General features: G+C 60.8%; 23 protein-coding genes and 2 pseudogenes. 9 read left to right on the top strand and 16 right to left on the bottom strand.

Annotated elements, in window-relative coordinates:
- Positions 1–125: 125 nt before the first annotated feature.
- Positions 126–1208: a nitronate monooxygenase family protein gene (locus D3M70_RS15990; protein WP_120126695.1), complete on the bottom strand. Its 1083-nt coding sequence runs from the start codon at positions 1206–1208 to the stop codon at positions 126–128.
- A gap of 136 nt (positions 1209–1344) precedes the next feature.
- Between D3M70_RS15990 and D3M70_RS15985 the strand changes: the two genes are divergently transcribed.
- Together D3M70_RS15985 and D3M70_RS15980 are read left to right on the top strand one after the other, a co-directional pair.
- Positions 1345–1983: a TetR/AcrR family transcriptional regulator gene (locus D3M70_RS15985; RefSeq protein WP_120126694.1), complete on the top strand. Its 639-nt coding sequence runs from the start codon at positions 1345–1347 to the stop codon at positions 1981–1983.
- 47 nt (positions 1984–2030) lie between these two features.
- On the top strand, positions 2031–3014 hold the full coding sequence (locus tag D3M70_RS15980; protein WP_120126693.1) for an MDR family oxidoreductase: 984 nt from the start codon (positions 2031–2033) through the stop codon (positions 3012–3014).
- On the opposite strand, the gene D3M70_RS15975 is transcribed toward D3M70_RS15980, so the two are convergent.
- The 5 genes from D3M70_RS15975 to copC form a co-directional block, all read right to left on the bottom strand.
- Positions 3005–3469: an RES family NAD+ phosphorylase gene (locus D3M70_RS15975; RefSeq protein WP_120126692.1), complete on the bottom strand. Its 465-nt coding sequence runs from the start codon at positions 3467–3469 to the stop codon at positions 3005–3007. The genes D3M70_RS15980 and D3M70_RS15975 overlap by 10 nt on opposite strands.
- Positions 3469–3918, bottom strand: a complete 450-nt coding sequence (locus D3M70_RS15970) for an antitoxin Xre/MbcA/ParS toxin-binding domain-containing protein (protein WP_256659868.1) — start codon at positions 3916–3918, stop codon at positions 3469–3471. Before D3M70_RS15970 ends, D3M70_RS15975 begins: the two co-directional genes overlap by 1 nt.
- 51 nt (positions 3919–3969) lie before the next feature.
- The gene (gene ada / locus D3M70_RS15965) at positions 3970–5079 is read right to left on the bottom strand and encodes a bifunctional DNA-binding transcriptional regulator/O6-methylguanine-DNA methyltransferase Ada (RefSeq protein WP_120126690.1); all 1110 of its coding nucleotides are present in this window, start codon (positions 5077–5079) and stop codon (positions 3970–3972) included.
- A gap of 152 nt (positions 5080–5231) precedes the next feature.
- Entirely contained in the window at positions 5232–6101 is an 870-nt protein-coding gene (gene copD / locus D3M70_RS15960; protein ID WP_120126689.1) for a copper homeostasis membrane protein CopD, read from the bottom strand.
- A gap of 4 nt (positions 6102–6105) precedes the next feature.
- Entirely contained in the window at positions 6106–6492 is a 387-nt protein-coding gene (copC, locus tag D3M70_RS15955; RefSeq protein WP_120126688.1) for a copper homeostasis periplasmic binding protein CopC, read from the bottom strand.
- 317 nt (positions 6493–6809) lie between these two features.
- Here copC and D3M70_RS15950 point away from each other — a divergent pair.
- A pseudogene (locus tag D3M70_RS15950) lies at positions 6810–7976 on the top strand (pyridoxal phosphate-dependent aminotransferase); the annotation flags it as partial.
- Positions 7977–8537: 561 nt separating this feature from the next.
- Positions 8538–9866: an OprD family porin gene (locus D3M70_RS15945; protein ID WP_120126686.1), complete on the top strand. Its 1329-nt coding sequence runs from the start codon at positions 8538–8540 to the stop codon at positions 9864–9866.
- Positions 9867–9935: 69 nt separating this feature from the next.
- Here the strand turns inward: D3M70_RS15945 and D3M70_RS15940 are convergent, their stop codons facing one another.
- The 3 genes from D3M70_RS15940 to gcl all read right to left on the bottom strand — a co-directional run bounded on the left by D3M70_RS15940 (position 9936) and on the right by gcl (position 13617).
- Complete coding sequence (locus D3M70_RS15940) at positions 9936–10838, bottom strand: 2-hydroxy-3-oxopropionate reductase (protein ID WP_120126685.1); 903 nt, start codon at positions 10836–10838, stop codon at positions 9936–9938.
- Between the two features lie 181 nt (positions 10839–11019).
- Positions 11020–11802 (bottom strand): hydroxypyruvate isomerase, encoded by a 783-nt coding sequence (gene hyi, locus D3M70_RS15935; RefSeq protein WP_120126684.1) that lies wholly within the window; start codon positions 11800–11802, stop codon positions 11020–11022.
- A 39-nt stretch (positions 11803–11841) separates the two neighbouring features.
- The gene (gcl, locus tag D3M70_RS15930; protein ID WP_120126683.1) at positions 11842–13617 is read right to left on the bottom strand and encodes a glyoxylate carboligase; all 1776 of its coding nucleotides are present in this window, start codon (positions 13615–13617) and stop codon (positions 11842–11844) included.
- 129 nt (positions 13618–13746) lie between these two features.
- Here gcl and D3M70_RS15925 point away from each other — a divergent pair, with 129 nt between their 5' ends.
- Positions 13747–14655 carry a LysR family transcriptional regulator gene (locus D3M70_RS15925; RefSeq protein WP_120126682.1) on the top strand — a complete coding sequence of 303 codons (909 nt, stop codon included), beginning with the start codon at positions 13747–13749 and terminating at the stop codon, positions 14653–14655.
- Positions 14656–14792: 137 nt separating this feature from the next.
- Here D3M70_RS15925 and D3M70_RS15920 read toward each other — a convergent pair whose 3' ends face one another.
- The 3 genes from D3M70_RS15920 to D3M70_RS15910 form a co-directional block, all read right to left on the bottom strand.
- Entirely contained in the window at positions 14793–15560 is a 768-nt protein-coding gene (locus tag D3M70_RS15920; protein ID WP_120126681.1) for a 2-keto-4-pentenoate hydratase, read from the bottom strand.
- An 84-nt stretch (positions 15561–15644) separates the two neighbouring features.
- Positions 15645–16955, bottom strand: a complete 1311-nt coding sequence (locus D3M70_RS15915; protein WP_120126680.1) for an MFS transporter — start codon at positions 16953–16955, stop codon at positions 15645–15647.
- A 117-nt stretch (positions 16956–17072) separates the two neighbouring features.
- Positions 17073–18278 carry an alanine--glyoxylate aminotransferase family protein gene (locus D3M70_RS15910; RefSeq protein WP_120126679.1) on the bottom strand — a complete coding sequence of 402 codons (1206 nt, stop codon included), beginning with the start codon at positions 18276–18278 and terminating at the stop codon, positions 17073–17075.
- Positions 18279–18435: 157 nt separating this feature from the next.
- Here D3M70_RS15910 and D3M70_RS15905 point away from each other — a divergent pair, with 157 nt between their 5' ends.
- Positions 18436–19164, top strand: a complete 729-nt coding sequence (locus D3M70_RS15905; RefSeq protein ID WP_120126678.1) for a GntR family transcriptional regulator — start codon at positions 18436–18438, stop codon at positions 19162–19164.
- A 73-nt stretch (positions 19165–19237) separates the two neighbouring features.
- Here the strand turns inward: D3M70_RS15905 and D3M70_RS15900 are convergent, their stop codons facing one another.
- The 4 genes from D3M70_RS15900 to D3M70_RS15885 all read right to left on the bottom strand — a co-directional run bounded on the left by D3M70_RS15900 (position 19238) and on the right by D3M70_RS15885 (position 22192).
- A complete protein-coding gene (locus tag D3M70_RS15900; protein ID WP_120126677.1) occupies positions 19238–19510 on the bottom strand; it encodes a DUF2790 domain-containing protein in 273 nt (90 codons plus the stop codon).
- A 218-nt stretch (positions 19511–19728) separates the two neighbouring features.
- The gene (locus D3M70_RS15895) at positions 19729–20001 is read right to left on the bottom strand and encodes a DUF2790 domain-containing protein (RefSeq protein WP_120126676.1); all 273 of its coding nucleotides are present in this window, start codon (positions 19999–20001) and stop codon (positions 19729–19731) included.
- A 267-nt stretch (positions 20002–20268) separates the two neighbouring features.
- Complete coding sequence (locus D3M70_RS15890) at positions 20269–21555, bottom strand: leucine-rich repeat-containing protein kinase family protein (protein WP_120126675.1); 1287 nt, start codon at positions 21553–21555, stop codon at positions 20269–20271.
- 88 nt (positions 21556–21643) lie between these two features.
- Positions 21644–22192, bottom strand: coding sequence for a TetR/AcrR family transcriptional regulator (locus D3M70_RS15885; RefSeq protein ID WP_120126674.1), 549 nt, complete (start codon positions 22190–22192; stop codon positions 21644–21646).
- 106 nt (positions 22193–22298) lie between these two features.
- Between D3M70_RS15885 and D3M70_RS15880 the strand changes: the two genes are divergently transcribed.
- The 3 genes and pseudogenes from D3M70_RS15880 (at position 22299) to D3M70_RS15865 (ending at position 26114) form a co-directional block, all read left to right on the top strand.
- A complete protein-coding gene (locus tag D3M70_RS15880) occupies positions 22299–23504 on the top strand; it encodes an MFS transporter (protein ID WP_256659867.1) in 1206 nt (401 codons plus the stop codon).
- A gap of 586 nt (positions 23505–24090) precedes the next feature.
- Positions 24091–24363: pseudogene (prpE, locus tag D3M70_RS15870) on the top strand (propionyl-CoA synthetase); the annotation flags it as partial.
- Between the two features lie 146 nt (positions 24364–24509).
- Complete coding sequence (locus tag D3M70_RS15865) at positions 24510–26114, top strand: lactate dehydrogenase (protein ID WP_120126670.1); 1605 nt, start codon at positions 24510–24512, stop codon at positions 26112–26114.
- Positions 26115–26141 lie beyond the last annotated feature (27 nt).

Here is a 26141-nt window from a genome sequence, read left to right as displayed (position 1 = left end):
ATGGTGTCTTTATGAGGTGATGACAGGCGCGAGCCGGATACCGGCCACACGCTATGCACCAGAATATATAGCGAGTCACCCCCTCAAGGAAGCCTGATGTTGTGTCGCACAGGCGGTGCGTCCGATCAGTGCTGGATGCCGGCCAGTTTCTCCAGGGTCTGGATGGCCAGTTGGCGCGTCCATTCTTCGGCGGGCAACCGGTGTTTGATGCCCACGGCCTGACCGGCCCAGAGGTTCATGAAACCGGAGTCCCCCTGCGGTTCAGCCTTGGCTCGCAACGGCACCAGTGCACCGCCTGCGGTGGGGAACGCAGGCGCACTGGCGTTGACCGGGCCGATCTCGCGCATGATGCGATTGACCAGACCGCGCGCCGGGCGACCGGTGAACAGGTTGGTCAGTGCGGTTTCGCTGTCTTTGCCTTCACGCAACGCGGCCTGGTGCAGCTGGGTGGTTTTGGCTTCTGGAGAGAACAGGTAGGCCGTGCCCAGTTGCACCGCCGATGCGCCCAGCATGAAAGCGGCAGCCATCCCGCGGCTGTCTGCTATGCCGCCTGCGGCGATGACCGGAACGCTGACGGCGTCGGCGATCTGCGGCACCAGCGCCAGTGTCCCCACTTGGGTATGGAGCTGATCGCTGAGAAACATGCCGCGATGTCCGCCCGCTTCGTAGCCCATGGCGATGATCGCGTCACAGCCACCTCGTTCCAGCCAGATCGCTTCGTCTACCGTGGTCGCCGAGGAAATGACCTTCGCGCCGGTGGCCTTCACCCGTGCGACCAAGTCGGCGAATGGCAGGCCGAAGTGGAAGCTGACCACTTGGGGTTTCAGTTCCTCGACCAAGGCACAACTGGCCTCGTCGAACGGTGCGCGATTGGACACGGGCGTCGGTGCATCGAAGTCGGCGCCCAGTTCCTGATAGTAGGGTTGCAGCAGGTCCTTCCAGGCCTTGTCGGCCTCCGGATTGGCCTCAGGTGTCTGATGGCAGAAGAAGTTGAGATTCAACGGCGCGCGGACGGCAGCCCGGATCAGGCCGACTTCTTCGCGAATCTGATCGTGACTGAGCATGGCGCAGGGCAGGGACGCCAGGCCGCCAGCCTTGCCTACCGCGATGGCCATTGCCGAACCGGCGGCGCCAGCCATCGGCGCGAGAAGGATGGGCACCTCGATGTCGAACAGCTTGAGGAGTCGGGTGTCGGGCCAGGCGATCATGGGCAGTTCTCCAAAGGCAGTAGACAATGAATGAAAGGCGGGTGCGCAGGTGTGGCACGCACCTCAAAAGCTGAATTTCAGTCATTGCAAAAAGATACGGTTGATTTAATAGACGCTCAGTCTAATATGCAACCCCATGAACGACATGACTTCAAAACCCAGACGCCCCGGCCGCCCGCCGAAAATCGCCCGCCCCGATGACTTCGATACCCGCGAAGCGTTGATCCGTTGCGGCGTGGAGCTACTGACCGAACAGGGCTTCATGGCCACGGGCATCGACGGCATTCTCAAACGCGTCGGGGTGCCCAAAGGCTCCTTCTATCATTATTTCGCCAGCAAGGAAGCCTTTGGCCTTGCGGTGCTGGCCAGCTACGCGGGGTATTTTGCCCGGCGTCTGGATCGCTGGCTGCTCGATGAGTCGCTGTCACCGCTGGAGCGTCTGGCGGGTTTCGTTCAGCATTCCAAGGTCAGCATGGCCCGCCATGACTACCGCCGCGGTTGCCTGGTCGGCAACATGGGGCAGGAAGTCAGTGTCCTGCCGGCAGGGTTTCGCGACGCGCTGGAAAGCACCTTTCTCGACTGGCAACGCCGCTTGTGCGCGTGTTTCGACGCGGCCAAGGACGCGGGCGAGCTGCCACGTCACGCCGATAGCAACGAACTGGCGGCTTACTTCTGGATTGGCTGGGAGGGCGCGGTGTTGCGTGCCCGACTGGTGCAAGGTGATGGCCCCCTCAACACATTCATCGCCGGATTTCTGCGCGGCCTGCCGCGCTGATTTCCCGGCTTCATTTATAGACGATTGGTCTATATCGGAGGCGACGCATGTTCAACGGCATTTTGATCGACAAAGATGACACGGGATATCACGTTCGGCTGACCGCCATCGATGAAGCGCAGCTGCCTGAAGGCGACGTCACGGTGCGGGTGTCCCATAGCACCCTGAACTACAAGGACGCGTTGGCCATCACCAATAAAGGCCCGATCGTGCGCTCGTTTCCGATGGTGCCGGGGGTGGACCTGGCGGGCACCGTGGCGCAGAGCAGCAACCCGGACTTCAAACCGGGCGATCAGGTGCTGCTCAATGGCTGGGGTGTTGGCGAAGGGCATTGGGGCGGTCTGGCGCAGGTGGCACGCCTGCATGGCAAATGGCTGATACCGCTGCCCGAAGCGTTTACCGCCTCTCAGGCCATGGCGATCGGCACAGCGGGCTACACGGCGATGCTGGCGGTCATGGCGCTGGAGAAAAACGGCGTGACGCCGGACAAGGGCGAGGTACTGGTGACCGGGGCCAACGGTGGCGTCGGCAGTTTTTCCATCGCGATTCTGGCGAAACTCGGCTATCGCGTCGTGGCCTCCACTGGCCGGGCAGCAGAAAGCGATTACCTCATGCAACTGGGGGCAGCGCAGATCATCGACCGCGCCACGCTGTCCGAGCCCGGTCGCCCGTTGGCCAAGGAACGCTGGGCCGGGGCGATTGACTCAGTGGGCAGCCACACCCTGGCGAACGTCTGCGCCAGCATGCGTTACTGGGGCACCGTGGCGGCGTGCGGACTGGCTCAGGGCATGGACTTTCCTGCGTCGGTGGCCCCGTTCATTCTGCGGGGTGTCACCCTGGCCGGCATCGACAGCGTCATGCGTCCGCGTCAGGACCGCATCGATGCCTGGGCGCGACTGGCGAGCGATCTGGATCAACAGAAGCTGGCACTGATCACCCATGAGATCGGCTTGAGCGAGGCAATCGACACCGCCCACCGCCTGATGGAAGGTCAGGTGCGCGGCAGGGTGGTGGTCGACACTCAGCGTTGAACGGCAGCGGATCTGCCGAGACTGAAGTCCTCGACCTGCACCACCTCGATCCGGTTGAACGCAGGGTGCGCGGGGTTGATCAACAGGCACCGGGCCTGTTCCATTGCCACAGAAGGCAGGATCAGGCCCAGTTGCTCCCCTCGATCGAGCCAGCGACTGCCGAAGTCCATACCGGGACTGTCCGCTGGCAGCGCATCCCAGCCGGTTGGCAGTTCAGCCCGGCACGGTTCCAGGTACAGACCCGGATCGTCGGGCAGTCGCAGCGTCATGAGCTTCAGCGGCAGGCGCGGTACGTGGCCGGCGAGGATGAACGGATCCAGCGCGCAACCGGCCGGGCTCAGGCCCAGGTACAGCGCAAACCGCTCGGGATGATTCCAGCGCCCGCCGAACAGTGCAGCACCCGCCCCGGACAGATCGTCGATGTCTCCAGGCTTGGCGATTCGCCAGGCAAGCATCAGAGCACGCCACCATGCTGCAGTGCCGCCAGCGCCCGACGCACCTGGCTGGCGCCGATTTCGGTGACGCACAGGGCCAGGGGCGTCTGGTCGTTGAGCGCGCGATTGGGCGTCATCATCCAGCGTTGGGCGACTTGCTGGTCCTCGAACACCTCCGCCGCGCGGACGGCGAGGGTGGCGACGCGATCCAGGCGTTCGGAACCCACCAGATCCAGCGGCCGCTGCTGCCGTTGACGACGCTCCAGCGTAGACACCGAGGCACTGAGCAGGGTTTCAAGCTGGCTGTTGCTGAGTTGAAAGGCGCCGCGCACGATCTTGACCCACCCCGGAGGAAATCCCAGGCGGATGTAGGCCAGTCGTTCGGTTTCGTTGCGGGTGTGAAGCTGATCGGCGATCAGCCAGAAGGCGGGGGCGGCTTCGTGGTGTGATGCGTGAGAAATGGCGGACACTTCCATGCTCCTTCAGTCGGACTTCCAGAAGCACCGGACGTTACGCCCCTGTCACCGTTTCTCAAGCGCCAAGCTGTTACAGACATTTGCCTGGGCTTCGTGATCGAGCAATTTGCGCTTGCGCTCGGCCCCCCAGCGATACCCCGAAAGACCGCCATCGCTGCGCACCACCCGATGGCAGGGAATGGCAACCGCGAGGCTATTGGCGCCGCAAGCTTGTGCCACGGCGCGAAAGGATGTGGGCGCGCCGATGCGTTGCGCGATCTCGGCATAGCTGACTGTGGCACCCGGAGGAATCGTTGCCAGTGCCTGCCAGACCCGTTGCTGGAAGGCCGTGCCTTGCAGGTCCAGCGGCAGGTCCAGGCCCAGCCCCGGTGCTTCGATGAATCCGATGACCTGGGCGACCAGGCGCTCGAACGGTTCATCGCCGCCAATCAGCGTCGCCTTGTGGAACTGGTCCTGCAGGTCCTTGACCAGTTGATCCGGGTCGTCGCCCAGCAGAATGGCGCAGACCCCGCGCTGGCTTTGCGCAACCAGAATCGAGCCCAGAAAGCACTCACCCACGGCAAAACGTATGGCAGCGTTGGTGCCGCCTTTGCGGTAATCCGAGGGCTTCATCCCCAGCAGCCTGTCGCTGCTCTCGTAGAACCGACTGTTGGAGTTGAAACCTGCGTCATACATGGCTTCGGTGACGGTGCCGGTGTCTGTCAGCCGACTTCGCACCCGACCCGCTCGGTGCGCGCTGGCCCAGGCTTTGGGGGTCAGGCCGGTGACGGATTTGAACACGCGGTGAAAGTGCCACGGACTCATGTGTGCCTGCGCCGACAGTTCACTCAGGCTGGGCGGCTGCTCGGCGTCGACGATGTGCCGGCAGGCGCGTTCGACGCGCGCCGCGTACTGTTCGGCAAGGTGCGTCTGGTCGGTCGCCGCGCGTTTACTCGGGCGATAACCGGCCGCTTGCGCTGCAGCAGCGTTGTCGAAGAACAGCACGTTTTCCGGCCTTGGCAAGCGGGACACGCTACTGGGCCGGCAATAGATGCCAGTCGTGCGGGCGGCATACACGAACTGACCGTCGGCAGCGGGATCGCGGGCCAGGACGGCGGCCCATCGAGGATCCTGCTCGGTGCGCTGTCTGGACGTCGGGGATTTGCTGCGGCCCATGGTCGGTACCTCTGAGAAACCCTGATGTGCCAAAGGTTAGTGGGTAATGGGGTGTTTCAAACTCCGAGTCTTGCGATCAAATTCGAACCGGCATTTGCGAGCAAAGATGCTCAGACAAGCCGCTTCAAACAACCTGCTTCAGACATGCTGCTTCACACAAGCATCGGCGGCAACGTGCCCAGCAGTGACACCGCAGCCAGCGCAGCCGCGCCGAAGACACCTTCAAGCAGGACGCTGGCGCGCAATGCCGACAAGCGCAACTGTGGTTGCCGGGCGAGACTGCGGTTCACCGCCGCGAGCAGCAACATGCACAGCACCATCAGCAATTTGACCGCCAGCACCAGGCCGAATCCGGACAGCGCAGGTGCGGGCCAGAGCGCGCCACTGAGAGCACGCACGTTGATCATGCCGGTGACGATAATGACTGCAACCAGTGCGTAACCGATCCCGCTGAATCGCGACAGCACGCTGCGCACGTCGACCGTGGCGCACGTAAGCAGCATCCCGAGCATCAACAGCCCGCCGAGCCAGGTACCGGTGCCCAGCAAGTGCAGCATCTGATTGAGAATGAGCAACTGCCCCTGAGTGCCGTCGTACATGGCGCCGTGCCCGACGGGGGCCAGGGTCAGCAGCAACAGGGTGTTGAGCAGCAGCGCGGCGCGAGGCGCCAATGCCCCCCAGCGCCACGCCAGCAGCAGTGCGGTGAGGTTGAGCAGCAGATGGATGATCCAGACCCGCCCGAAGAAGGTCTGGCTCAGCAGCAGAGAGATCGTCTGTGGATCGATGGCGTCGCGCCAATCGTCCGCCATGTTCGCGGCGGTCAGCATCAGCCAGCCCGTTGCGCTGATCAATGCAATCGCCGTCAGCGCGCCCAGCGCACGCTCAAGACTGCCCCGCCCGGGGCTGGCCTCGAAGGCGTGCAGCCACCGGGCGAACAGAACCTGACGGAAAACGCCGACGCCGAACAGCAGCAACACTGCCGCAAAATGCACGAATCGGCACAGGATCAATCCGTCTTGCATGAGGTTATGGCGTCACCAGAAAGCGATAAACACCTTCGCTTTTGTGCGTGTCCACCGACACCGCATGCCATTCAACCTTGTACTTGCCTGGCGCAAGTGGCACGGCAGGGATCACGATCAGCACTTTTTTGTCGGCAGGGTCGGTAGAGACACTCTGGGTCTGAATGATTTCAGTGCCGGTGCCAGGCCCGTCGAGGCTGATGGCGACTTTTGTGAATTTCTCTTCGACGCCTTCGGAAAAGGTCAGGCGCAATTCCTTGGGCGTGGTCACTTCGCTGTCCGCGGCGGGCAACTGGCTTTCAAGATGGGCATGGGCGAAAACGGCTGTGGTGGTCAGGGCGGCGAGCAGGGACAGGCAGGAGAGGGCGAGCTTTACGCGGGGGGCAGACATCTAAGGGCACCTTTGGCTGTGCTTTTAGCAGCAACGTTCAGTTCATGGCAGGAATCGATACATGCCGATTCCGATAAATTCGAGCGCTACTAGACCAGAAAGCGGGCTCGGACTCCAGCCCATGAGCGAATCTCTCGGTTATACCGGCAAGCCTTTTCCCGGCCGGGGTCGTACTATCGCTCAGCGCTCGCTAAGCGTGCTGACTGAAGAACACCCCGGCTGGAAAACTTATTCGGTAGGTCGCAACGTCATTTTCAGGCGCTTGGGTGCAGGCGCCGGATACGGGTCATCCTTCGTTCATCACAAGAGGTTCTGGCATGCGTTTTTCTCCCTTCGTACAACGGATTTCCGGACACGGCGTTGCCGCATGGGACATTCATCACGCTGCATTCGATGCCCAGCGCGAGGGTCAGGATGTGATCATTCTGAGTATCGGCGATCCGGATTTCGCGACACCCGGGTTCATCACCGACGCGGCCGTGGCTGCGCTGCGAGGCGGCGATACGCACTATGCCGACCTTCCCGGCCGGCCAAAATTGCGTCAGGCGATTGCGGCGCGGTATTCGGCAAAACTCGGCCGCCCGGTAGCGATGGACAACGTCATTGCGGTGGCAGGGGCGCAAAACGCTTTGTTCGTCGCATCCTTGTGCCTGTTGCAGGCGGGCGATGAAGTGGTCGTCCTCGACCCGATGTACGTCACGTACGAAGCGACGCTCAAGGCCTCCGGCGCTACGGTGGTGCGCGCCACCTGCGATGCCGATTCAGGCTTTCGCTTGAACGCTGCGAACCTTCAAAGCGCCATCACCGAGCGCACCCGCGCGATTTTTCTGTCCAACCCGAACAACCCGACGGGTGTGGTCCTGAACCGCGACGAACTCCAGGTCATCGCCGATCTGGCGATTGCCCACGACCTCTGGGTGGTGGTGGACGAGGTCTACGAGAGCCTGTGCTACGAACGTGAGCACCAGAGCCTGGCGAGCCTGCCGGGTATGGAGACCCGCTGCGTGGTGGTCGGGAGTCTGTCCAAGTCCCACGCGATGACCGGTTGGCGCATGGGCTGGCTGGTGGGGAATGCCGACTTGATCGGCCATGCAGAGAACCTGTCATTGAGCATGTTGTATGGCTTGCCCGGCTTCGTCATGGAAGGGGCTCTGGCGGCCGTGCTGGCTCATGACGAGGTCACGCAGGGCATGCGCGACATCTATCGCCGGCGCTGTGATCTGGTCGTCGCAAAGTTAAGCGAATGCCCCGGTATCCGGGTGCTCAGGCCCGATGCAGGGATGTTCGTGCTGGTCGATGTGCGGGGCACGGGTCTCACATCGCTCGATTTTGCCTGGCGGCTGTATCGCGAAACCGGTGTTTCAGTGCTCGATGCGGCGGCGTTTGGAGAGCCGGCCCAGGGGTTCGTGCGACTGTCGTTCACCTTGGGCGAGGAGAAACTGGTCCAGGCCTGTGAGCGAATTGCAGGCTTTTGCGAAAAACTTGCCTGATTCTGCAAAACCTGTGGTGCGATTACATGATGGAATCGCCGAGTGCCTGCTATTAACCGGACAGTGAAACTTGTTTAACTAATTATTTAATAAAAAAAGCCACCGCACTGACGTGAGGTGGCTAAAAAGTCTTACCAAAGGAATGATGAAGTGGAGCAAGATTCGATTGCCTGATGCTGCGGATTCACCAGACAGTTGAGTCGTGTTCTTCATCGCCGACAACGGTAACACCCGATGGAAGATTTCAACTATTACGAAGATCGATAGTGACTATCACGACTCGTTTAGGAACCGTCGGGCGGAAAAGTGCTAAAAGTTTTTCGGTCCAGGGAGCACGCTGGACAACTGTGCAACGCATTGCGTTGCCGCAAGGACAATAACGAAACGGGCTGAAAGCCTGTAGTTTTGCCGTGGATATCAATGACGGAATTGATGTATTTAGCCCATCTGCCATAGCGCGAATTCCACCGTTTCATACTTCGCCTGAACTCAGGAGGATGCCCCGTATATCGGGGTTTGCGGAACGTTGGGCCTTAATTGAGACAGGGGATAATAATGACGTTTGTGAAATGGAACCTCGTGACGCTCGCGGTTTCGCTGGGCGTGAGTCAACTGGCAGCGGCAGGGGTTGTCAGTGACCAATCGGAATCCAAAGGTTTTGTAGAGGACAGCAGCCTTACCGTCCACCTCAAGAACTATTACTTCAATCGGGACGGCAAGAATGGCGGCGGCGACCGCAAGGACTGGACCCAGGGCGTACTGGGCAACTTCAGCTCCGGCTTCACCCAGGGCACGGTCGGCTTCGGTGTCGATGCCTACGGTTACTGGGGCATCAAGCTCGACGGCGGCGCAGGCACGGCCGGCACCGGTAACCTTCCGGTAGACCGCCACGGTGAACCGGAAGACGAATACGGCACCGCGGGCGGCGCCATCAAGATGCGCATTTCCAAGACTGAACTGCGTTACGGCGATCTGCAGCCGACCGCGCCGGTATTCGCAGCCGGTGGTTCGCGTCTGTTTCCCCAGACCGCAACCGGTTTCAACCTGTTGAGCAGCGACATCGCCGGGCTTGAGCTCGATGGTGGTCACTTTACCGGCGGTAACGGACCGGTCACCACCAACCATGACCATGACATTTACGCCTCCTATGCCGGTGTCACGGCGTCGAGCATCGACTACGCCGGTGGCAAGTACAGCTTCAACGACAACCTGACGGCCAGCCTGTACGGCTCCAACCTCAAGGATGTCTGGGATCAGTACTATGGCAACCTCAACTTCACCCAAGCGATTACAGACGATCAATCGGTCAATTTCGACTTCAATATCTATCGCACCGTGGATGCCGGTTCTGCGAAGGCCGGTGATATCAACAACACCACCTGGTCGCTGGCCGCAGCGTATTCATTCCTGACCGCGCACACCCTCAGCCTGTCGTACCAGAAAGTGCATGGCGATACCCCCTTCGACTACGTGGCCTTTGGTATTAACGGCCCTGGCGATACCGCCGACTCGATCTTCCTGGCGAACTCGGTTCAATACTCCGACTTCAACGGTCCGGGCGAAAAATCGTGGCAGGCGCGTTACGACCTGAACATGGCAAGTTACGGCGTGCCGGGGCTTAGTTTCATGGCGCGTTATATCACCGGTGACGATATCGACGGTTCGCACATGCCGTCTAACAGCACCTATGTCAACTATGGGTATGGTGACGACGGTAAACACCACGAAACGGACATCGAAGCCAAGTACGTCGTCCAGTCCGGTCCGGTCAAGAACTTGTCGCTGCGCATGCGCCAGTCGTTCCACCGGGCCAATGCCGATCAGGCTGAAGGCGATAACAACGAACTTCGTCTGATCGCTGATTACCCGATCAACGTGTTCTGATCGTTTATTCGTGGTGAAAAAAAGCCAGGCTTCCCGAAAGGGGCCTGGCTTTTTCATGCCTGATGGAAATCAATCCGGCGTGTGATCGCCACGAATCGAGAAGTTCGACATGTGCTCAAGGCCTTTGATCAGTCCTGAGTGATCCCATCCGCTGCCGCCCAGCGCTGCGCAGGTGCTGAACACTTGTTGTGCGTTGGCGGTATTGGGCAGGTTCAGGCTCAGCTCCTTCGCGCCTTCGAGCGCCAGGTTGAGGTCCTTCTGGTGCAAGGAGATGCGGAAGCCTGGATTGAACGTACCTTTGATCATCCGCTCGCCGTGGACCTCGAGAATCTTCGATGAAGCAAATCCGCCCATCAGCGCTTCACGCACCTTGGCCGGGTCGGCGCCGTTCTTGGAGGCGAACAGCAGGGCTTCTGCCACGGCCTGAATGTTAAGGGCAACGATGATCTGGTTGGCGACTTTCGCGGTCTGGCCATCGCCGTTGCCACCGACCAGGGTGATGTTCTTGCCCATGGTCTGAAACAGCGGCAGGGCGCGGTCGAAGGTCCCCTGATTGCCGCCGACCATGATGCTCAGGGTCGCGGCCTTGGCGCCCACTTCGCCGCCCGATACGGGTGCGTCGAGGTACTGCGCGCCGGTGGCGTTTATTTTCTCGGCGAATGCCTTGGTCGCGGACGGGGAGATTGAGCTCATGTCGATCACCACCTTGCCAGCGCCAGTGCCTTCGCTCAGGCCGTTCTCGCCGAACAGCACGTCGTTGACCTGGGGGGTGTCGGGCAGCATGACGATGATGAATTCGGCTTCCTGCGCCACTTCACGCGGATTGCTCAAGACTGTCGCGCCGCCCTCGACCAGCGAGGCCGGTGGTGCCACGAAGTGCCTGGACAGGAACAACTGGTGACCTGCTTTCTGCAGGTTTTCCGCCATTGGCAGGCCCATGATGCCGGTGCCGATGAAACCGATGTTAGCCATGAGATTTTCCTCTATTCGATATCGGGCGCCGAGAGCGATTCTGGCCTCGACGCAGAAATGGTTTTTGCAGGAGCGCGCTTGCCCGCGGTGGGGATACGCCTGTGCTTGATGTGTCTGCTGACTCACCGCAATCGCGGGCAAGCGCGCTCCTACAGGTATTACGTTCAGATCAGGTTTGCGTTCAGATCAGGTTATGGGTTTTCAGCCAGCCAAGGCCCGCTTCGGTGGTGGTCAGCGGCTTGTACTCACAGCCGACCCAGCCGCGATAACCCAGCTTGTCCAGATGCCCGAACAGGAAGCCGTAATTGATCTCTCCGGTCCCCGGTTCGTGGCGCCCGGGGTTGTCCGCCAACTGCACATGACGAATCACCGGCAGATTCTTCTCGAGGGTCCGGGCGAGGTCCCCTTCCATGATCTGCATGTGATAGATGTCGTACTGCAGCGACAGATTGCGACTGCCGACTTTCTCGCGGATGTCGAGGGCCTGAGCCGTGGTGTTCAGGTAGAAACCGGGGATGTCGATCGTATTGATCATCTCCATGACCAGATCGATGCCCTGAGCCTGCAACCGGTCGGCGGCGTATTTGAGGTTGTCGACGAAGGTCTTTTCGATCAGCGCATCGTCGAACCCCTGTGGCTTGATCCCGGCCAGGCAATTGACCTGGGTATTGCCCAGCACCTTGGCGTAGGCAATGGCCAGATCGACCCCGGCGTAGAATTCCTCGACCCGATCCGGGTGGCAGGCAATCCCGCGCTCACCCTTGGCCCAATCGCCAGCGGGCAAGTTGAACAGCACCTGGGTCAGACCGTTGGCGTCCAGTTCGGCCTTGATCTGGGCCGAGCTGAAATCGTAGGGAAACAGGTACTCGACACCGCTGAAGCCCGCGTTCGCGGCGGCTTCGAAGCGTTGCAGAAAGTCCAGCTCAGTGAAGAGCATCGACAGGTTGGCGCATAAGCGTGGCATGGTGGGCTCCTTGTGCTCGCTCTTGTTAATGGACGCTGATCAATCCAGCAGGCTGATGGCGGTCGGGGCGTCGTCGCGGTGTTCGGCCAACGATTCGAATTCATTGATCGCGTTGATCTCGGTGCCCATGGCGATGTTGGTCACGCGCTCCAGGATGATCTCGACAACCACCGGCACGCTGTACTGCTGCATCAGGCTCGACGCTTCTGCGAAAGCCGCCTGAATGTGCGCCGGGTCGGTAACCCGGATCGCCTTGCAGCCCAGACCTTCGGCGACCGCGATGTGGTCCACGCCATAGCCTTCCAGCTCCGGTGCGTTGATGTTGTCGAACGCCAACTGCACGCAGTAATCGATGTCGAAGTTTCGCTGCGCCTGACGGATCAGCCCCAGGTATGAGTTGTTCACCACGACGTGGATATATGGCAGCTTGAACTGCGCGCCCACGGCCAGTTCTTCGATCATGAACTGGAAGTCGTAGTCGCCGGACAGCGCAACGACCTTGCGGCTCGGATCAGCCTTCGCAACGCCCAGCGCTGCCGGAATGGTCCAGCCCAGAGGGCCGGCCTGGCCGCAGTTGATCCAGTGACGCGGCTTGTACACGTGAAGGAACTGCGCGCCGGCGATCTGCGACAGGCCGATGGTGCTGATGTAGCAGGTATCTTTGCCGAAGTACTGGTTCATCTCTTCGTAGACACGTTGCGGCTTGACCGGAATGTTGTCGTAGTGCGTCTTGCGCTGCATCGTGCGCTTGCGTTCCTGGCAACTGGCGAGCCACTGACGGCGGTCCTTCAGCTTGCCAGCGGTGTGCCATTCACGGGCCACTTCGAGGAACATCGCCAACGCTGCGCCTGCGTCGGAAACGATACCCAGATCCGGCGTCAGCACACGACCGATCTGCGTCGGTTCGATGTCAACGTGGATGAACTTGCGGCCTTCGCTGTACACCGAAACGGTGCCGGTGTGGCGGTTGGCCCAGCGGTTGCCGATGCCCAGCACCAAGTCCGATTCGAGCAGGGTGGCGTTGCCGTAACGGTGGGAGGTCTGCAGACCGACCATGCCGGCCATCTGCGGGTGATCATCGGGAATCGTGCCCCAGCCCATCAGGGTCGGGATCACCGGAATACCGGTCAGCTCGGCGAACTCCACCAAGGCGTCCGACGCGTCAGCGTTGATGATGCCGCCACCGGCCACGATCAGCGGGCGCTCGGAGGCGTTAAGCATCGCCAGGGCTTTTTCGATCTGATTGCGGCTGGCCTGTGGTTTGATCACCGGCAGCGGTTCGTAGGCGTCGATGTCGAATTCGATTTCCGCCATCTGTACGTCGAACGGCAGGTCGATCAATACAGGGCCCGGACGTCCGCTGCGCATCAACTGAAAGGCCTTCTGGAACACGTACGGCACCTGGCCCGGTTCCATGACGGTGGTGGCCCACTTGGCGACCGGTGCCGCGATGCTGGCGATGTCGACGGCCTGGAAGTCTTCCTTGTGCATGCGGGCACGTGGGGCTTGACCGGTGATGCACAGGATCGGGATCGAGTCGGCGGAGGCGGAGTAGAGGCCGGTGATCATGTCGGTCCCGGCAGGGCCGGACGTACCGATGCACACACCGATATTGCCGGCGATGGCGCGGGTATAACCCTCGGCCATGTGCGAGGCGCCTTCGACGTGGCGCGCCAGCACGTGATCGATGCCGCCGAGTTTCTTGAATGCGGCGTACAGCGGGTTGATCGCAGCGCCGGGAATACCGAACGCGGTATCCACCCCTTCGCGACGCATCACCAGAACGGCGGCTTCGATGGCTCTCATGATGGTCATTTGTTAGTCTCCTCAACTCGATAGTTTTTGTACGTAGCTTTATTGTTTTTCTACGTAAGCAGCCTGATTTGAATTGAAGTGTTTGTGAATGGCTGCTTTTGGCAGTTCTGTCGGTATCAGGAGTATCGAATGGACCGTTACACAGAAGTGCGCAGCTACGTCCTGGTCGCCACCCATGGCAGCTTTGCGGCAGCGGCATTGGTAGAAGGCGTGACGCCCGTGATCATGGGAAGGCGACTCAGCGCGCTGGAGGATCGACTGGGGGTGAAGCTGATTCACCGCTCGACACGCGGCCTGACCCTGACCGATGCCGGTGATTCGTATCTGGAAAACGCCAAGCTGGTGTTGCAGTCGTTCGAGGAACTGGACGCCAGCATCAGCGAGAACGAAAGCAGCGTGCGCGGCCATCTGGTCGTGTCGGCGCCAGCGGGATTCGGCCGGCAGCATGTGGCGCCCCATGCCCCGGAATTTCAGGCGCGATTTCCGGATTTGCAGCTGTCGTTCAACCTCACCGACAATGTGGTGGACCTGGTGCGCGAAGGCTACGACATGAGCATTCGCATCGGCGAAGTGCTGGACCCCAATTACGTGGCGATCAGGCTCTACGCCAACAAACGGGTGGTCTGTGGCTCACCGCAGTATTTCGCCGAGCATGGCTTTCCGCAGACCCTCGAGGACCTGGCCGAGCACAACTGCCTGTCGTTCAACCTTCAGGGCGGTCAGCACCGCGGCTGGACCTTCCTGCGCGACGGCAAGCAAGTGGCGATCAAGGTCGCGGGCAATCTGTATTGCAACGATGGCGAGCTGTTGTACGACTGGGCCAAGCGCGGTCTGGGGCTGAGCTGGCGTTCGACGTGGGAAATCCAGAACGAAGTCGAGAAGGGCACACTGGTGACGGTGCTCGATGACTTTGCGTTACCGAGTTACGACATTCAGGGCGTTTACCCGCAGCAGCATTACCTGCCGGCGAAGGTGCGGTTTTTCATCGCGTTCCTGAAAGAGGTGTACAACCGGCCGGGGTACTGGAAGCAGGACTAGTGCGTCCTGCAAACATGTTGTTGAGACAAGGATCGTAGCCTGTAGCGGCGCGGCTTGCCGGCGGTGGCGTCGTTGAAAACGCTACCGCCGGCAAGCCGTGCGGCTACGGCGGGCGTTCTTGCCATCGAAGGTGGGCGTCAGATCAACTCCACCGAAATCGGTGGCAACCCACGAATCTCACCCAACGCAACGCCTGGCCCCTTGGTCTGATACATCCCGGTGTAGGAACCGGTAGTGATCACAAGATCCGGCGTCACGCTCAGGCCATTCTGCGTGTGGTGATTGACCAGCCAAGGCAAAAGCCGGCGCGGATCACCGGCCGGGTTCGCGCCGTCGCCCGGTACGATGTCTTCATCGGCATAGGTGAAGGTCAGCGCAGGTTCAAGGAAGGGGAAACTGGCGTCATAGGGCACGAACTCGCCAACGATCAGTGCGCCGTGGTTCAGCAGATCACCCAGCGCCAACAGGGGTTCGATCTTCGGCCAGGCGGCAAAGCGGCTGGACACCACTTCGATGGTCGCGCCCATGGAACCGATGCTGTTCAGCACTTCTTCATCCGAATAGGGCTGATCCCGTGGGGCGAATTCGCGGTTCAGGCGGAAGGCGATTTCCAGTTCCAGAATCGGCGAGGGGTAGTCAACGCATTCCAGCTGACTGCCGCTGGCAAACAGGCCGTCTTCGGGCAACAGTGCGCCATTGATCGGGCCGCCACTGGTGGATTTGGAGCCGACCTTCCAGCCGCCGACCGAGGTGTCGCGCAGGCGCAGGATTTCCCGTTGCAAGGCGTAGGCGCTGGCCGCATCGGCAGGGACGTGTTCAGGACGTATCTCGGTGAGTTTCTGACCGTTGCGCATGGCGTCGACGATCAATTCGGCAATGTTCGCTGGGTGAGACGGTTGATTCACGCGGGACTTCCTTCAGGCAAATGAATGGAAAGTGCTCCACGGTCCAGACCGTCTGACCGTGGAGCCAGCACTGCTACTCTAACCTCATTTGCTCGCGACCGCAGAAGAGGGCGTCTGGCTTGCGGGCAGCAGCGCGCCGGCGGCGGGCGCTTCGGGCATGCTGAATTTATCCTGCGGTTTCATGCGCAGGGCCAGAAACACCCCGATCGCCATCAACACCACGCTGCCGACAAAGGGCAATTCCCAGCTGCCGAATCGATCGATGACGTAGCCTGAAACGACCGGCGAGAGGATCGCCGCTGCCGCAGAGCCGGTGTTCATGATCCCCGAAGCCGTACCGCTGTATTGCGGCGCGATGTCCATGGGGATGGCCCACATCGGGCCGATGGTCATTTCGGCGAAGAAGAAACCGCCCGCCAGGCACGCCATCGACACGTAGACGTTGTGGCTGAACATGACCGGGATCACGCACAGCAGGGTCAGGAACATGCAGATCGCGACCATCCAGCTGCGCGAGCGCTTCAGGCATTGGGTCTTGACCAGTAGCCGGTCAGTCACCAGACCGCCCAGGGTGTCGCCAACCACGCCTGCCAGAAACACCGCCGAGGCGAAAATGGCCGACTTCTTGAGGTCCATGTTGTAGCTGTGCAGGAAGTATTGCGGAATCCACGACAGGAACAGCCAAAGGGTCCAGCCGTAGCAGAAGTAGACGATAGTTACCGGGAACATGCGCTTGAACAGCGGTTTCCATGGCACTTTTGGAGGCTTCGGTTTGGGCGGCGGCAGCAAGGCCAGTTCGGCCTGAGTGATGCTCGGGTGATCCTTGGGGTGCTCGGTGAACACGAAGGCCCACATCACGACCCAGACCAGACTGATCGCACCACAGACGAAGAACGCGGCGCGCCAGCTGTAAGCGGCCATGATCGCAACCACCGCGGCTGGCGCCACCGCGTTGCCGATACGTGCCGCCGAGTGGGTGACGCCTTGGGCGAAGCCGCGTTTTTCCTTGGGCACCCAGCGCGACATGGCAGCCGTCGCAGCAGGAAACGTTGCGCCTTCACCCAGACCCAGCAGCAGGCGCGCGGCGAGCAGGGAAAACAGGCCGCCGGCGAAACCGGTGAGCACTGTCGCCAGGCCCCACAGCGCGCCGCAGACGATCAGGGTCCGGCGCGCGCCGTACTTGTCGCTGATCCAGCCACCGATGATCTGAAACACCAGATAGGGATAGGCGAAGGCAGAGAACACCAGACCGATCTGGGTGTTGGACAGCCCGAATTCGGTGCCGAATCCGGAGGCTGCGGTGCTGACGTTGACGCGGTCCAGGTAGGTGATGAAGTACATGACGCAAAGCATGAGCAAGACCATGCTCGTGGGGCGCAGGCGGAACAGTTTCATGACGCTATCTCCAGTTTCTTATTGTTTGCGCCCGTGGGCACATGAGTCGGGATAGGACAGGAGCAGTGACAGGTTGCAAGGCTCAAGCGGCGAACGGGTTGCCGCTCGAGCGGGTTTTCAGCGTTTGAAGGGGACCTTCTGCGAACCGATGAAATCCATGGCTGCCGCGACGCCGCTGCCGTTGAGCTTCACCCCGGCCATTTGCAGCCCCATCTCGCAACCGGCGAGGGTCGCCATCAGGGTCAGGTCGTTGCAGTCGCCCAGGTGGCCGATGCGGAACATGCGGCCTTTCATCTTGCCAAGGCCGGTGCCCAGCGACATGTCGAAACGCTCGTAGATGACCTTGCGCACCTGATCGGCGTCGACGCCATCCGGGGTCATGACGCCGGTCAGCACCGGGCTGTAGACCGACGGATCAGCGCACTGGATCGGCAGACCCCAGGCGTTGACGGCTGTCCGACAGGCCTGGGCCAGGCGGTTGTGGCGCGCGAAGACATTGTCCAGCCCCTCGGCCAGAATCATGTCCAGTGCTTCGGACAGGCCATACAGCAGATTGGTGTTAGGGGTGTACGGCCAGTAGCCGGTCTTGTTCATCTCGATGATTTCGTCCCACGCCCAGAAACTTCGGGGCAAGCGCGCAGACTTGCTGGCGGCGATGGCTTTGGGCGACAGCGCATTGAAGCTGATCCCCGGCGGCAGCATCAGGCCTTTCTGCGAGCCTGAAACGGTGACGTCCACGCCCCATTCGTCATGGCGATAGTCCGCCGAGGCCAGGCCGGAAATGGTGTCCACCAACAACAGCGCGGGATGACCTGCCGCGTCGATTGCCTTGCGCACCGAGGCGATGTCCGAGGTGACCCCGGTGCTGGTCTCGTTGTGCACCACGCACACCGCCTTGATGCTGTGAGCCGGGTCGTTGCGCAGGCGCGCCTCGATCTTGCTGGCGTCCACGCCGTGGCGCCAGCCTTCGATGCCTGGCAAGCCGAGAAACTCCGGTTCGATGCCCAGGCTCTCGGCCATCTTCTTCCAGAGCGTGGCGAAGTGACCGGTTTCGAACATCAGCACCTTGTCACCCGCGCTCAGCGTGTTGCACAGCGCTGCTTCCCAGGCACCCGTGCCGGAAGCGGGGTAGATGATCACCGGTTGGGTGGTTTTGAAAATCTGTTTGATACCGGCCAGAACCTTCAGTCCCAGTTCGGCGAACTCCGGGCCGCGGTGGTCGATGGTGGGGTAGCTCATCGCACGCAAGATGCGATCCGGCACCGGGCTGGGACCCGGAATTTGCAGGAAGTGACGGCCGGCTGGGTGGAAATCGAGCTTCATGGTGGTTCGCCTCTATTTTTGTATTTTGAATGCAAAATACATTAGCAGCGCGTTCGGTCCCGTCAAATCCATGAAGAAAAACCTAACCACAGGCGCTTTTGAACCGCAAAGGCGGGATTTTTGTCTTAGTATCCGTGCACCACTGTGAGGGTTTTGTATGCAAGATTCAGATTTCTCGATGACCACGGAAGGCGTGAAACAACTGCCGAAACTGGCGCGCCAGCGTCTTCATGACACCGTGGTAGAGCACCTGCGCAGTTTCATCATCGAGGGCACGCTAGGGCCGGGGACCAAGCTTAACGAGCGGGAACTGTGCGAAACCCTGGGGATTTCCCGCACGCCGCTGCGCGAAGCGTTGAAGGTTTTGGCGGCCGAGGGCTTGATTGAAATCTTCCCCAACCGCGGCGCCAGCGTCGCCCGAATGTCGGAATTGGAGATTCGCGAATCGTTCGAACTGATGAGCGGTCTGGAGGCGTTTGCCGGTGAACTGGCGTGCGAACGGATCACCCCGGAAGAACTGGACGAGATCAAGGCGCTGCATTACGCGATGGTGGTGTGCAAGAACCAGAACGATCTGCCTGGCTATTACCAGCGCAATCGGGCGATTCACGACCTTATCAATCGGGCGGCGCGCAACTCGGCGTTGCGCCAGACCTACATGGCGCTGAACGGGCGGATTCAAGCGTTGCGGTTTCGTTCGAATTTTCAGGCGCCGAAGTGGGACAGGGCGGTGCATGATCACGAGGACATGATTCAGGCGCTGGAGACTCGTGACGGCAAGCGGTTGAGCGCCATTCTGCGGCAGCACCTTCTGGCCAAGCGCGATGCGTTGATGCTCATGGTAGGCCAGGCGGACGAGCACCCGGGCTCGGTTCGACGTCCATAAAAAAACCGCTGCGTTCGATGCAGCGGTTTTTCAGTGGGGACCGGATTTCACGCGCAGTTCGCTGCGCCGAACATCAGCCATTCTGGCAGCCATCGCCCAGACGGGTGTATTCGAGGTTGTGGGTCACGCCTTTGCTGTCGACGTAGACCATGTGCGCTTCGACCGGACCGCATTCGGTGGCCGCGTCGTTGGCGCTGGTTACGCTGATGACCTTGGCGATGTCCAAATGCTGCGAGTAGTTATACTCGACGGGCGCAGGCGTCGAATCACTGACCGGGCTGACGTTGCCATTGGCCGACGCCAGGGCGCTGAACATAGTGAGTGCTGCAAACAAGGCATATTTCATGGTGTTACTCCGCAGTTAGTTAGTTAGTAAGTGAGTCGCAGAGCAAGGCGTCATCTGTCTTGCTCATGGGGTGAATTCTAAGAGTGCGTCGAAGTTTTAAGAAATGGTCGATATCGATAGACGCCATCATCGAAAGTGATGGAATAACACGGTCTTTATTAATATCGGGTTAATTGTTCCGGAATCGGTAATTAACTGTTACTGGAACAGACACTTGATCAGCCTTTTTCGCAGTCATCGCCCAAGCGGGTGTATTCGAGCCTGTGACTGACGCCTTTGCTGTCGACATATTCCATCTGCGCCTTGAGTGGCCCGCATTCGCTGGCTGTGCTGCCGGCGTTGCTGATCCGCACCACCTTGGCGATGTCCAGGTCCTGGGTGTAATCGTACTGATCGTTCTGCCCGGCAACGCTCGATGCATCTGCGGCGTTATCGTTCGCGGACGCAAAAAGGCTGAACATGGACAAGGCTGCAAACAGTACATATTTCATGACGAACTCCCCACTCATCTGGCAGTGCAAGCGATGTTGACGACGAGGCTTGCTGATGGGGTGATTCTAAGTAGCGCGTTGAGTGGATCAGAAATACTGTCTCTCGATACGGCTTATCAAGCGCGGTGATACTTCAAATACATAGCGATACGTTAACGCAACTGGCGAGAATAAACGTCAGTGGCTCATTCTGAAACAGGGAAGGTCGATAACCCGGATTCGCCTGTGCAGGGCGAATCCGCTCACTCAGTTCGGTCTTGGCCGGGTTTATGCGCCGAGTGTCTGCACAATCTCGGCAAACCCGGGTCTTTGCATGACATCGTGCTGCACGCATCTGGCTTGCAAGGCCTGCAACGCCGCAGCGTCGCTTTCGCTGGCATCGCAACAGGCCAGCAGCTCTGCCATCAAGATACCGAAGGCTCGCACCTCAACGGATTCGAGCATCTGCCCGGTGTCCTGATCGGGATAGAACGCCGCCGCGCCAAAGTCACCCAGAAGGCTGTCCCCGGTCTCTTTCCAGAGAATGTTGTGGGCGTACAGATCGCCATGGTTGATCCCGCGAGCGTGCAGATGACGACAGGCTGCCGCGATGCCCGCTGCCACGCGTCGCACGGTGGCCAGGTCCATGCGCGTGCCGTCGTAGATGTCCCGGGTGCAAGACTCCAGGCTCGGCGGGCGGGCGAGGGTGACGTAGGTCGGGGAGATCAGTTGCATCACCAGGCCGCGAGCCTGCTGTGGATGCCCCAGAATCTGCCCCTCGACCGGGATCAGGTTCGGATGCTGGCCCGCCGCGATACACGCCGCCATTTCATTGAGCGGCGAGCCATCGCTGGTCAGTTCGCCCTTGTACAGTTTCACCGCGACGTCGTGGCCCGCCCCATCGTCATCGACCCAACGGCCTTGCTGGATCACCCCGGAAGCGCCTTCGCCGAGCACCTGCTGCAGCGTCAGTTGCTGCCACGGAATCTGCTGGATAGGGTTTTGGGTGTGAATGTCGTTCAGTGGATTGCCGGCGAATGCCAGCCAGGCCAGCGCCGGCATCTTGAGCAACCAGTGGGGAATCTGCCGAAACCCGTTAGCGGAGATGCGCACCAGCTCCAGGCGATGACACGCTGCAAGGGATTCAGGCAGGCTGCTCAGGCGGTTGCCGGCGAGCATCAGCTTTTGCAGATGCGGGCAGTGTCCGAGTTCATCGGGCAGCGATTCGATGCGGTTGTCGGTCAAGACCAGCGAGCGCAACTGCGGCGGCAGTGAACGTGGCGAAACCTCCACGATCTCGCAGGCCTTGAAACCGACGAAAAACAGCTGCTCGCACTGCCCCAGCGCCTCGGGCAGGCGAGTAAACGGGTTGTTTGAGCAGAAGAGGATTTTCAGGTGCTTGAGGCGGTGCAGATCGGCTGGCAGTTCGGTCAGGCGATTGCCACTCAGGTTCAGCACTTGCAGCGAATCGCTGAGGCTGAAAATTTCGTCGGGAAACGTTGTCAGGCCGCAGCTGAGGTCCAGCCGCGTCGCGCCCGCCAGCTTGCCGGCGCGCAGGTCTGCAAGTGTATGCATGGGGAAGAAATGCCCGTAGTGGGAAGCCCGCCATGATAACGATTTAGCGCTGGGTTGTGCTTGTTAGCGTGCGTTCAACCGCGGACCGTCATCCCAGGCACCGATCCAGCAATTGATGCATGCGTGCGAGCGTGGGTGCGGATTCGGCGTAGAGGATGCGATACACCATGGGCGCGACCACGGCGTCGACCAGTTCATCGGCCGACGGACTGCGTTCGCCGCGAGCCTGCGCCCGGTCGATGATGATCTGCAATTGATCGCGGACCATGTTCAGGCACTTGCCGGAGCAGAGCGTCGCGCTGCTGGCGACCACGTCGCGCATCATCTCGCGGCCGGGCGCAGAATTGGTTTCTTCGAGGTAGACCTCGACCCAGGTGCGCAGATCGTCACGCAGATTCCCGCAATCCACCGGTTCGTCGGGTCGCAGACGCTCGACGGCGGCGTCGGCGAGCAACGACGTGAGATCGCCCCAGCGGCGATAGATGGTCGACGGCGTAACGCCCGCGCGCGCTGCAATCATCGGCACGCTCAGCGCCGAACGCTCCTGTTCCTGGAGGAGATCGCGCACTGCAGCGTGGATCGATGTCTGCACCCGGGCACTGCGGCCGCCGGTGCGAATGCCTTCTTTGATAGCCATGGAGCGGACCTTAACACAAAGTATTTGCTTTAAGCGGATTCAGCTCGCACACTCGCTAACGCTAAAACATAGCTTTTGTGGTGTGCTTTTTCGGGAGAGTGTACTCGTGTCTGATTCTTTGCAGAACCCGCAACTCGATGGTAGGGGCCGCGGTCACCTTGGGTACCTGGCGTTTGTGATGCTGTGCTTTTTTGCGGCCTCCAGCGCGCCGACGCCGCTTTATCACGTGTACCAGCAGGCGTGGGGATTTTCCTCGGCTCTGTTGACGCTGATTTTTGCCGTCTATGCCTTGAGCCTTCTGACGACATTGCTGGTCTTCGGTTCACTGTCGGACTACCTGGGACGCCGCCCGGTGATCCTGGTGGCGCTGCTGCTGGAAATCCTCTCGATGCTGTTGTTCATCGGCGCCACGGACGTCAGTTGGCTGATTGCCGCCCGGGTGCTGCAAGGCGTTGCCACCGGTATCGCCAGCAGCGCACTGGGTGCGGCAATGCTCGACACCGATCAGCAACAGGGACCGCTGATCAACAGCATCGCGCCGATGTTCGGCATGGCGATCGGGGCATTGGGCACCAGTGTATTGGTCGAGTTTGCGCCGATGCCGCTGTTGTTGGCGTTTCTGGTGTTGTTGGCCGCGTTTGTGTGTCAGGTGGTGTACCTGTGGCGGGTTCAGGAAACGGTCACCCCACAACCCGGTGTGATGAAGAGCCTCAAACCTGCGCTGCATGTGCCCCAGCGCGCCCGCAGCACGTTGTTGCTGGTGTTGCCGGCGGACATCGCGGCCTGGGCGCTGGGCGGCTTCTTTCTGTCGCTGGCGCCTTCATTGCTGACGGCGGCAACGGGGTCCAGATCCGTGCTCAACGGCGGCCTGGCCGTTGCAGCCCTGACGATCAGTGGTGCGATTTCGATCATGAACCTGCGTCTGCGCGCCCCGCAACTGGCGTTGCTGGTGGGCTGCAGTTTCCTGGCGGTCGGGGTGTCGGTGATTCTTCTGGCAGTGAACCTGGGGTGGCTGTGGCTGTTCTTCACTGGGGCCGTGGTGGCGGGTGTCGGCTTTGGCGCCAGTTTCCTCGGCGCGTTGCGCTTGTTGCTCCCCTTGGCCCACGCCCATGAACGGGCCGGTTTGATGGCGACGTTTCTGGTGCTCAGCTATCTGGCGTTCTGCATACCGGCGTTGGTCGCGGGGCTGGCTGTGAAAACCGAAGGGCTGATCGTCACCACCAACGTCTATGGATCGGTGGTGGTCGTGCTGGCGCTGCTGGCCCTGGCGGGCCTGCTGACACAGCGCGCCGCCCGGCCCAAGGCTGCTTGATCGCCCTTGCGTGCGACCGTTGCGCATTGGCGTCTGCCCACGCCATCCGGACAGAATCAAAAGTCTGTTCAAAGACGCCACCGCCTGCAAGCCGTACTGCTACAAAAGCTGCGGGATTGCAGGACACGCCGAACGCCTTCTGGCCAAAGGCCGTGGGAGCCCGACTTGTCGGCGATCTGGCGCGCAGCGCCAGCAAAACCTGTGTGTGCGGTGTGCCTGATGCGCCGAGCTGGCTGATCTTACTGCCGGTACCCGGCAGATCGCCGACAAGTCAGGCTCCCACGCCCTCCGGGCAGCCTCAAAAGCCTGCTAAAAGACGTTACCGCCAGCCAGGCCTGTTCAACGACGGCACCGCCGGCAAGCCGTACTGATACAAAAGCAGCGTGCTGAGGCTCCATGATCGCTGGGGAGCCGGCTGTGCCAACGGACTGCGCAGCCTCGTGCGCTCCTGCTAATTTCATTCCTGTGTCGTCAGCCCTCATAAAAACAATCACAGGGATCCACGGATGAATGACAGAAAACCCGCGTCCGCGAGCGCGCACTACGCCCGGCATCATCAACGTTCCATCGCCGATCGTGAGCAATACTGGGCCGAACAGGCAAGGCGCCGGGCTCCAGCAACCGAGCGGTCCCCGGTTACGCGGTTCAGGTCATGGACGAAGCCGGGCATCTGCTCGAGGCCGGTGAACAGGGCTCCATCGTCATTGCGCTGCCGCTGCCTTCCGGCTGTAGCCAGACGCTGTGGGGTGATCATTCGCGCTATCTGCAAGCGTATCTGCACGCTTTCCCCGGCTACTACAACACCGGCGACGGCGGTTATGTGGACGAGGAAGGCTTCGCCGATCACGAGGGCTATACGACTCCAGCGACGATTGACGACCCTGCGATCCTCGCCGAAATCGCCAAGGCCCTCGCTTGATCGTTGCTTTGTATCACTCAAGTTACACATCGAGCGGCCGACAGTCTGTGTAGGGCAATACCCATCTACTCGGACATGGAAGTGACATGACAGCGATTTCTTCTGTTTCGGCCGCTCAACCCCTGGTGGTTGCCAAAGTGGCGACCAGCGAGCCGCTCACCGGCAACGTCGTCACGTCGGCGAACAGTGCGTCTTCTCCCTCATCGGTCGTGAGCCTGGGGCAGGACGCCGCTATCGTCGACGCTCAGACGTATAACGTCCGAGGCCTGATCGCCAACCCTGACATCCCGCCCGCCTGGGAATACACCCAGCAGGACCAGGTGTCGCTGAACATGATGGGCAACTTCAGCACCACGTCCGGCGTCGGTCGTTTTCAGGGGTTGGGCGCTTCGCTCATGTCGCAACTGGCACACACCGGCAAGAGCATTTCCCAGTCGGTGATTCGCACGTCTACCGCCAAGGCGCTCGAACCGGCCGAGCTCGCGGCGGCCCAGGCCAAACTGCACAGCGCGGCTGCCGACAATTCCATCACGCTGACGCTCAAGACCGCCAGCGGCAAAACCGTGCAGTTGACGCTGACCAGTCAGGATAACGGGCTGGCGGTGCAGGCCCAGGTCTCCGGGGGCGACCTGAGCGATGACGAGCTGTCGGCGCTGGGCCAGATGGCCGACGGCTTTCAGTCCGCCATCGACGGCCTGACCGCCCGGCCGCCGCAACTGAAGCTGGACGCGCTGACCCAGTTCGATGCCAGCGTGTTCTCATCGGTCGACCTGAATACCCGAATCAAGCTCGATGAGCAGAGCATCCAGACCCTGCAATTGCACGCCGATGCCGACGTGCGCTCGGTAAAGATGAGCGGTGCGCTGGGCAATCTGGACATGTCAGTGGACCTGAAAAACGCGGCCGTGCTCGGCGACAGCGACCAGCAGGCCAAGGCGCTCAAAGGCTACATGAGCCAGATCGAGGCGGCGCGCAAACGTGGCGACGGCGATCAGCAATTGCTGTCGATGTTCGAAGATGCGTTCACGACTCTGCACAGTCACTACCCAGCCACCCGAGTGTCCGACGCGCCGCAGTCGGTCAGCTCCATCGAGCTGACCGACACCGATCACAGCCTGCTCACCGGCCTTGCCGACTTCAGGGCGTCGGTCAGCGAGAAAGGCGAATACGCCAACCCGGCGCGACCCAGTGAGATGGACAGTTTCGCCTATGACCTGTCGCAGTCGACGCAATCGAAGGGCCGTGATCAGCTCAACCGGAGCATCGTTCAGGAGCAGCAGTCGCACTTGACCGCCAGCTACCACAAGCCATTGTGGTCGGGGCAGAAGCTGGACCTGAGCAGAGACCCGGCTTCGCAGAATTACCTGTATTACCAGATCAGCGATCAGGCCAGCAGCAAGACCAGCATCGGCTACGACAAGGGCGCACTGGTGAATGCGAGCGTGAGTCAGTCGGCCAGTCAGTCCACGCGGATCTCCCGTTACGTCATGGGACATCTGGAAGACGACAAGACCACGCCGCTGAAATCCTCGAAAACCCAGAATTTCCTCAGTGTGCTGAACCAGGCCTTGCAGCAGGACAAGGAAGCGAAGCTCGGCCACGGGGTTTCATGGCTGAAGCAGACACTGGCCGGGATTCAGGACAAGGTGCTGTTGCAGAGCGATCCGGCTCGGCTGCAGGGTCAGGTTTGACCCGTCTGATGCACCCGATTGCCTGTC

The sequence above is a fragment of the Pseudomonas sp. LS-2 genome (assembly GCF_003605735.1).
Classification (GTDB): Bacteria; Pseudomonadota; Gammaproteobacteria; order Pseudomonadales; family Pseudomonadaceae; genus Aquipseudomonas.
Note: the sequence above shows the minus strand (reverse complement) of the source record. Positions and strands in the feature narration are given on the sequence as shown.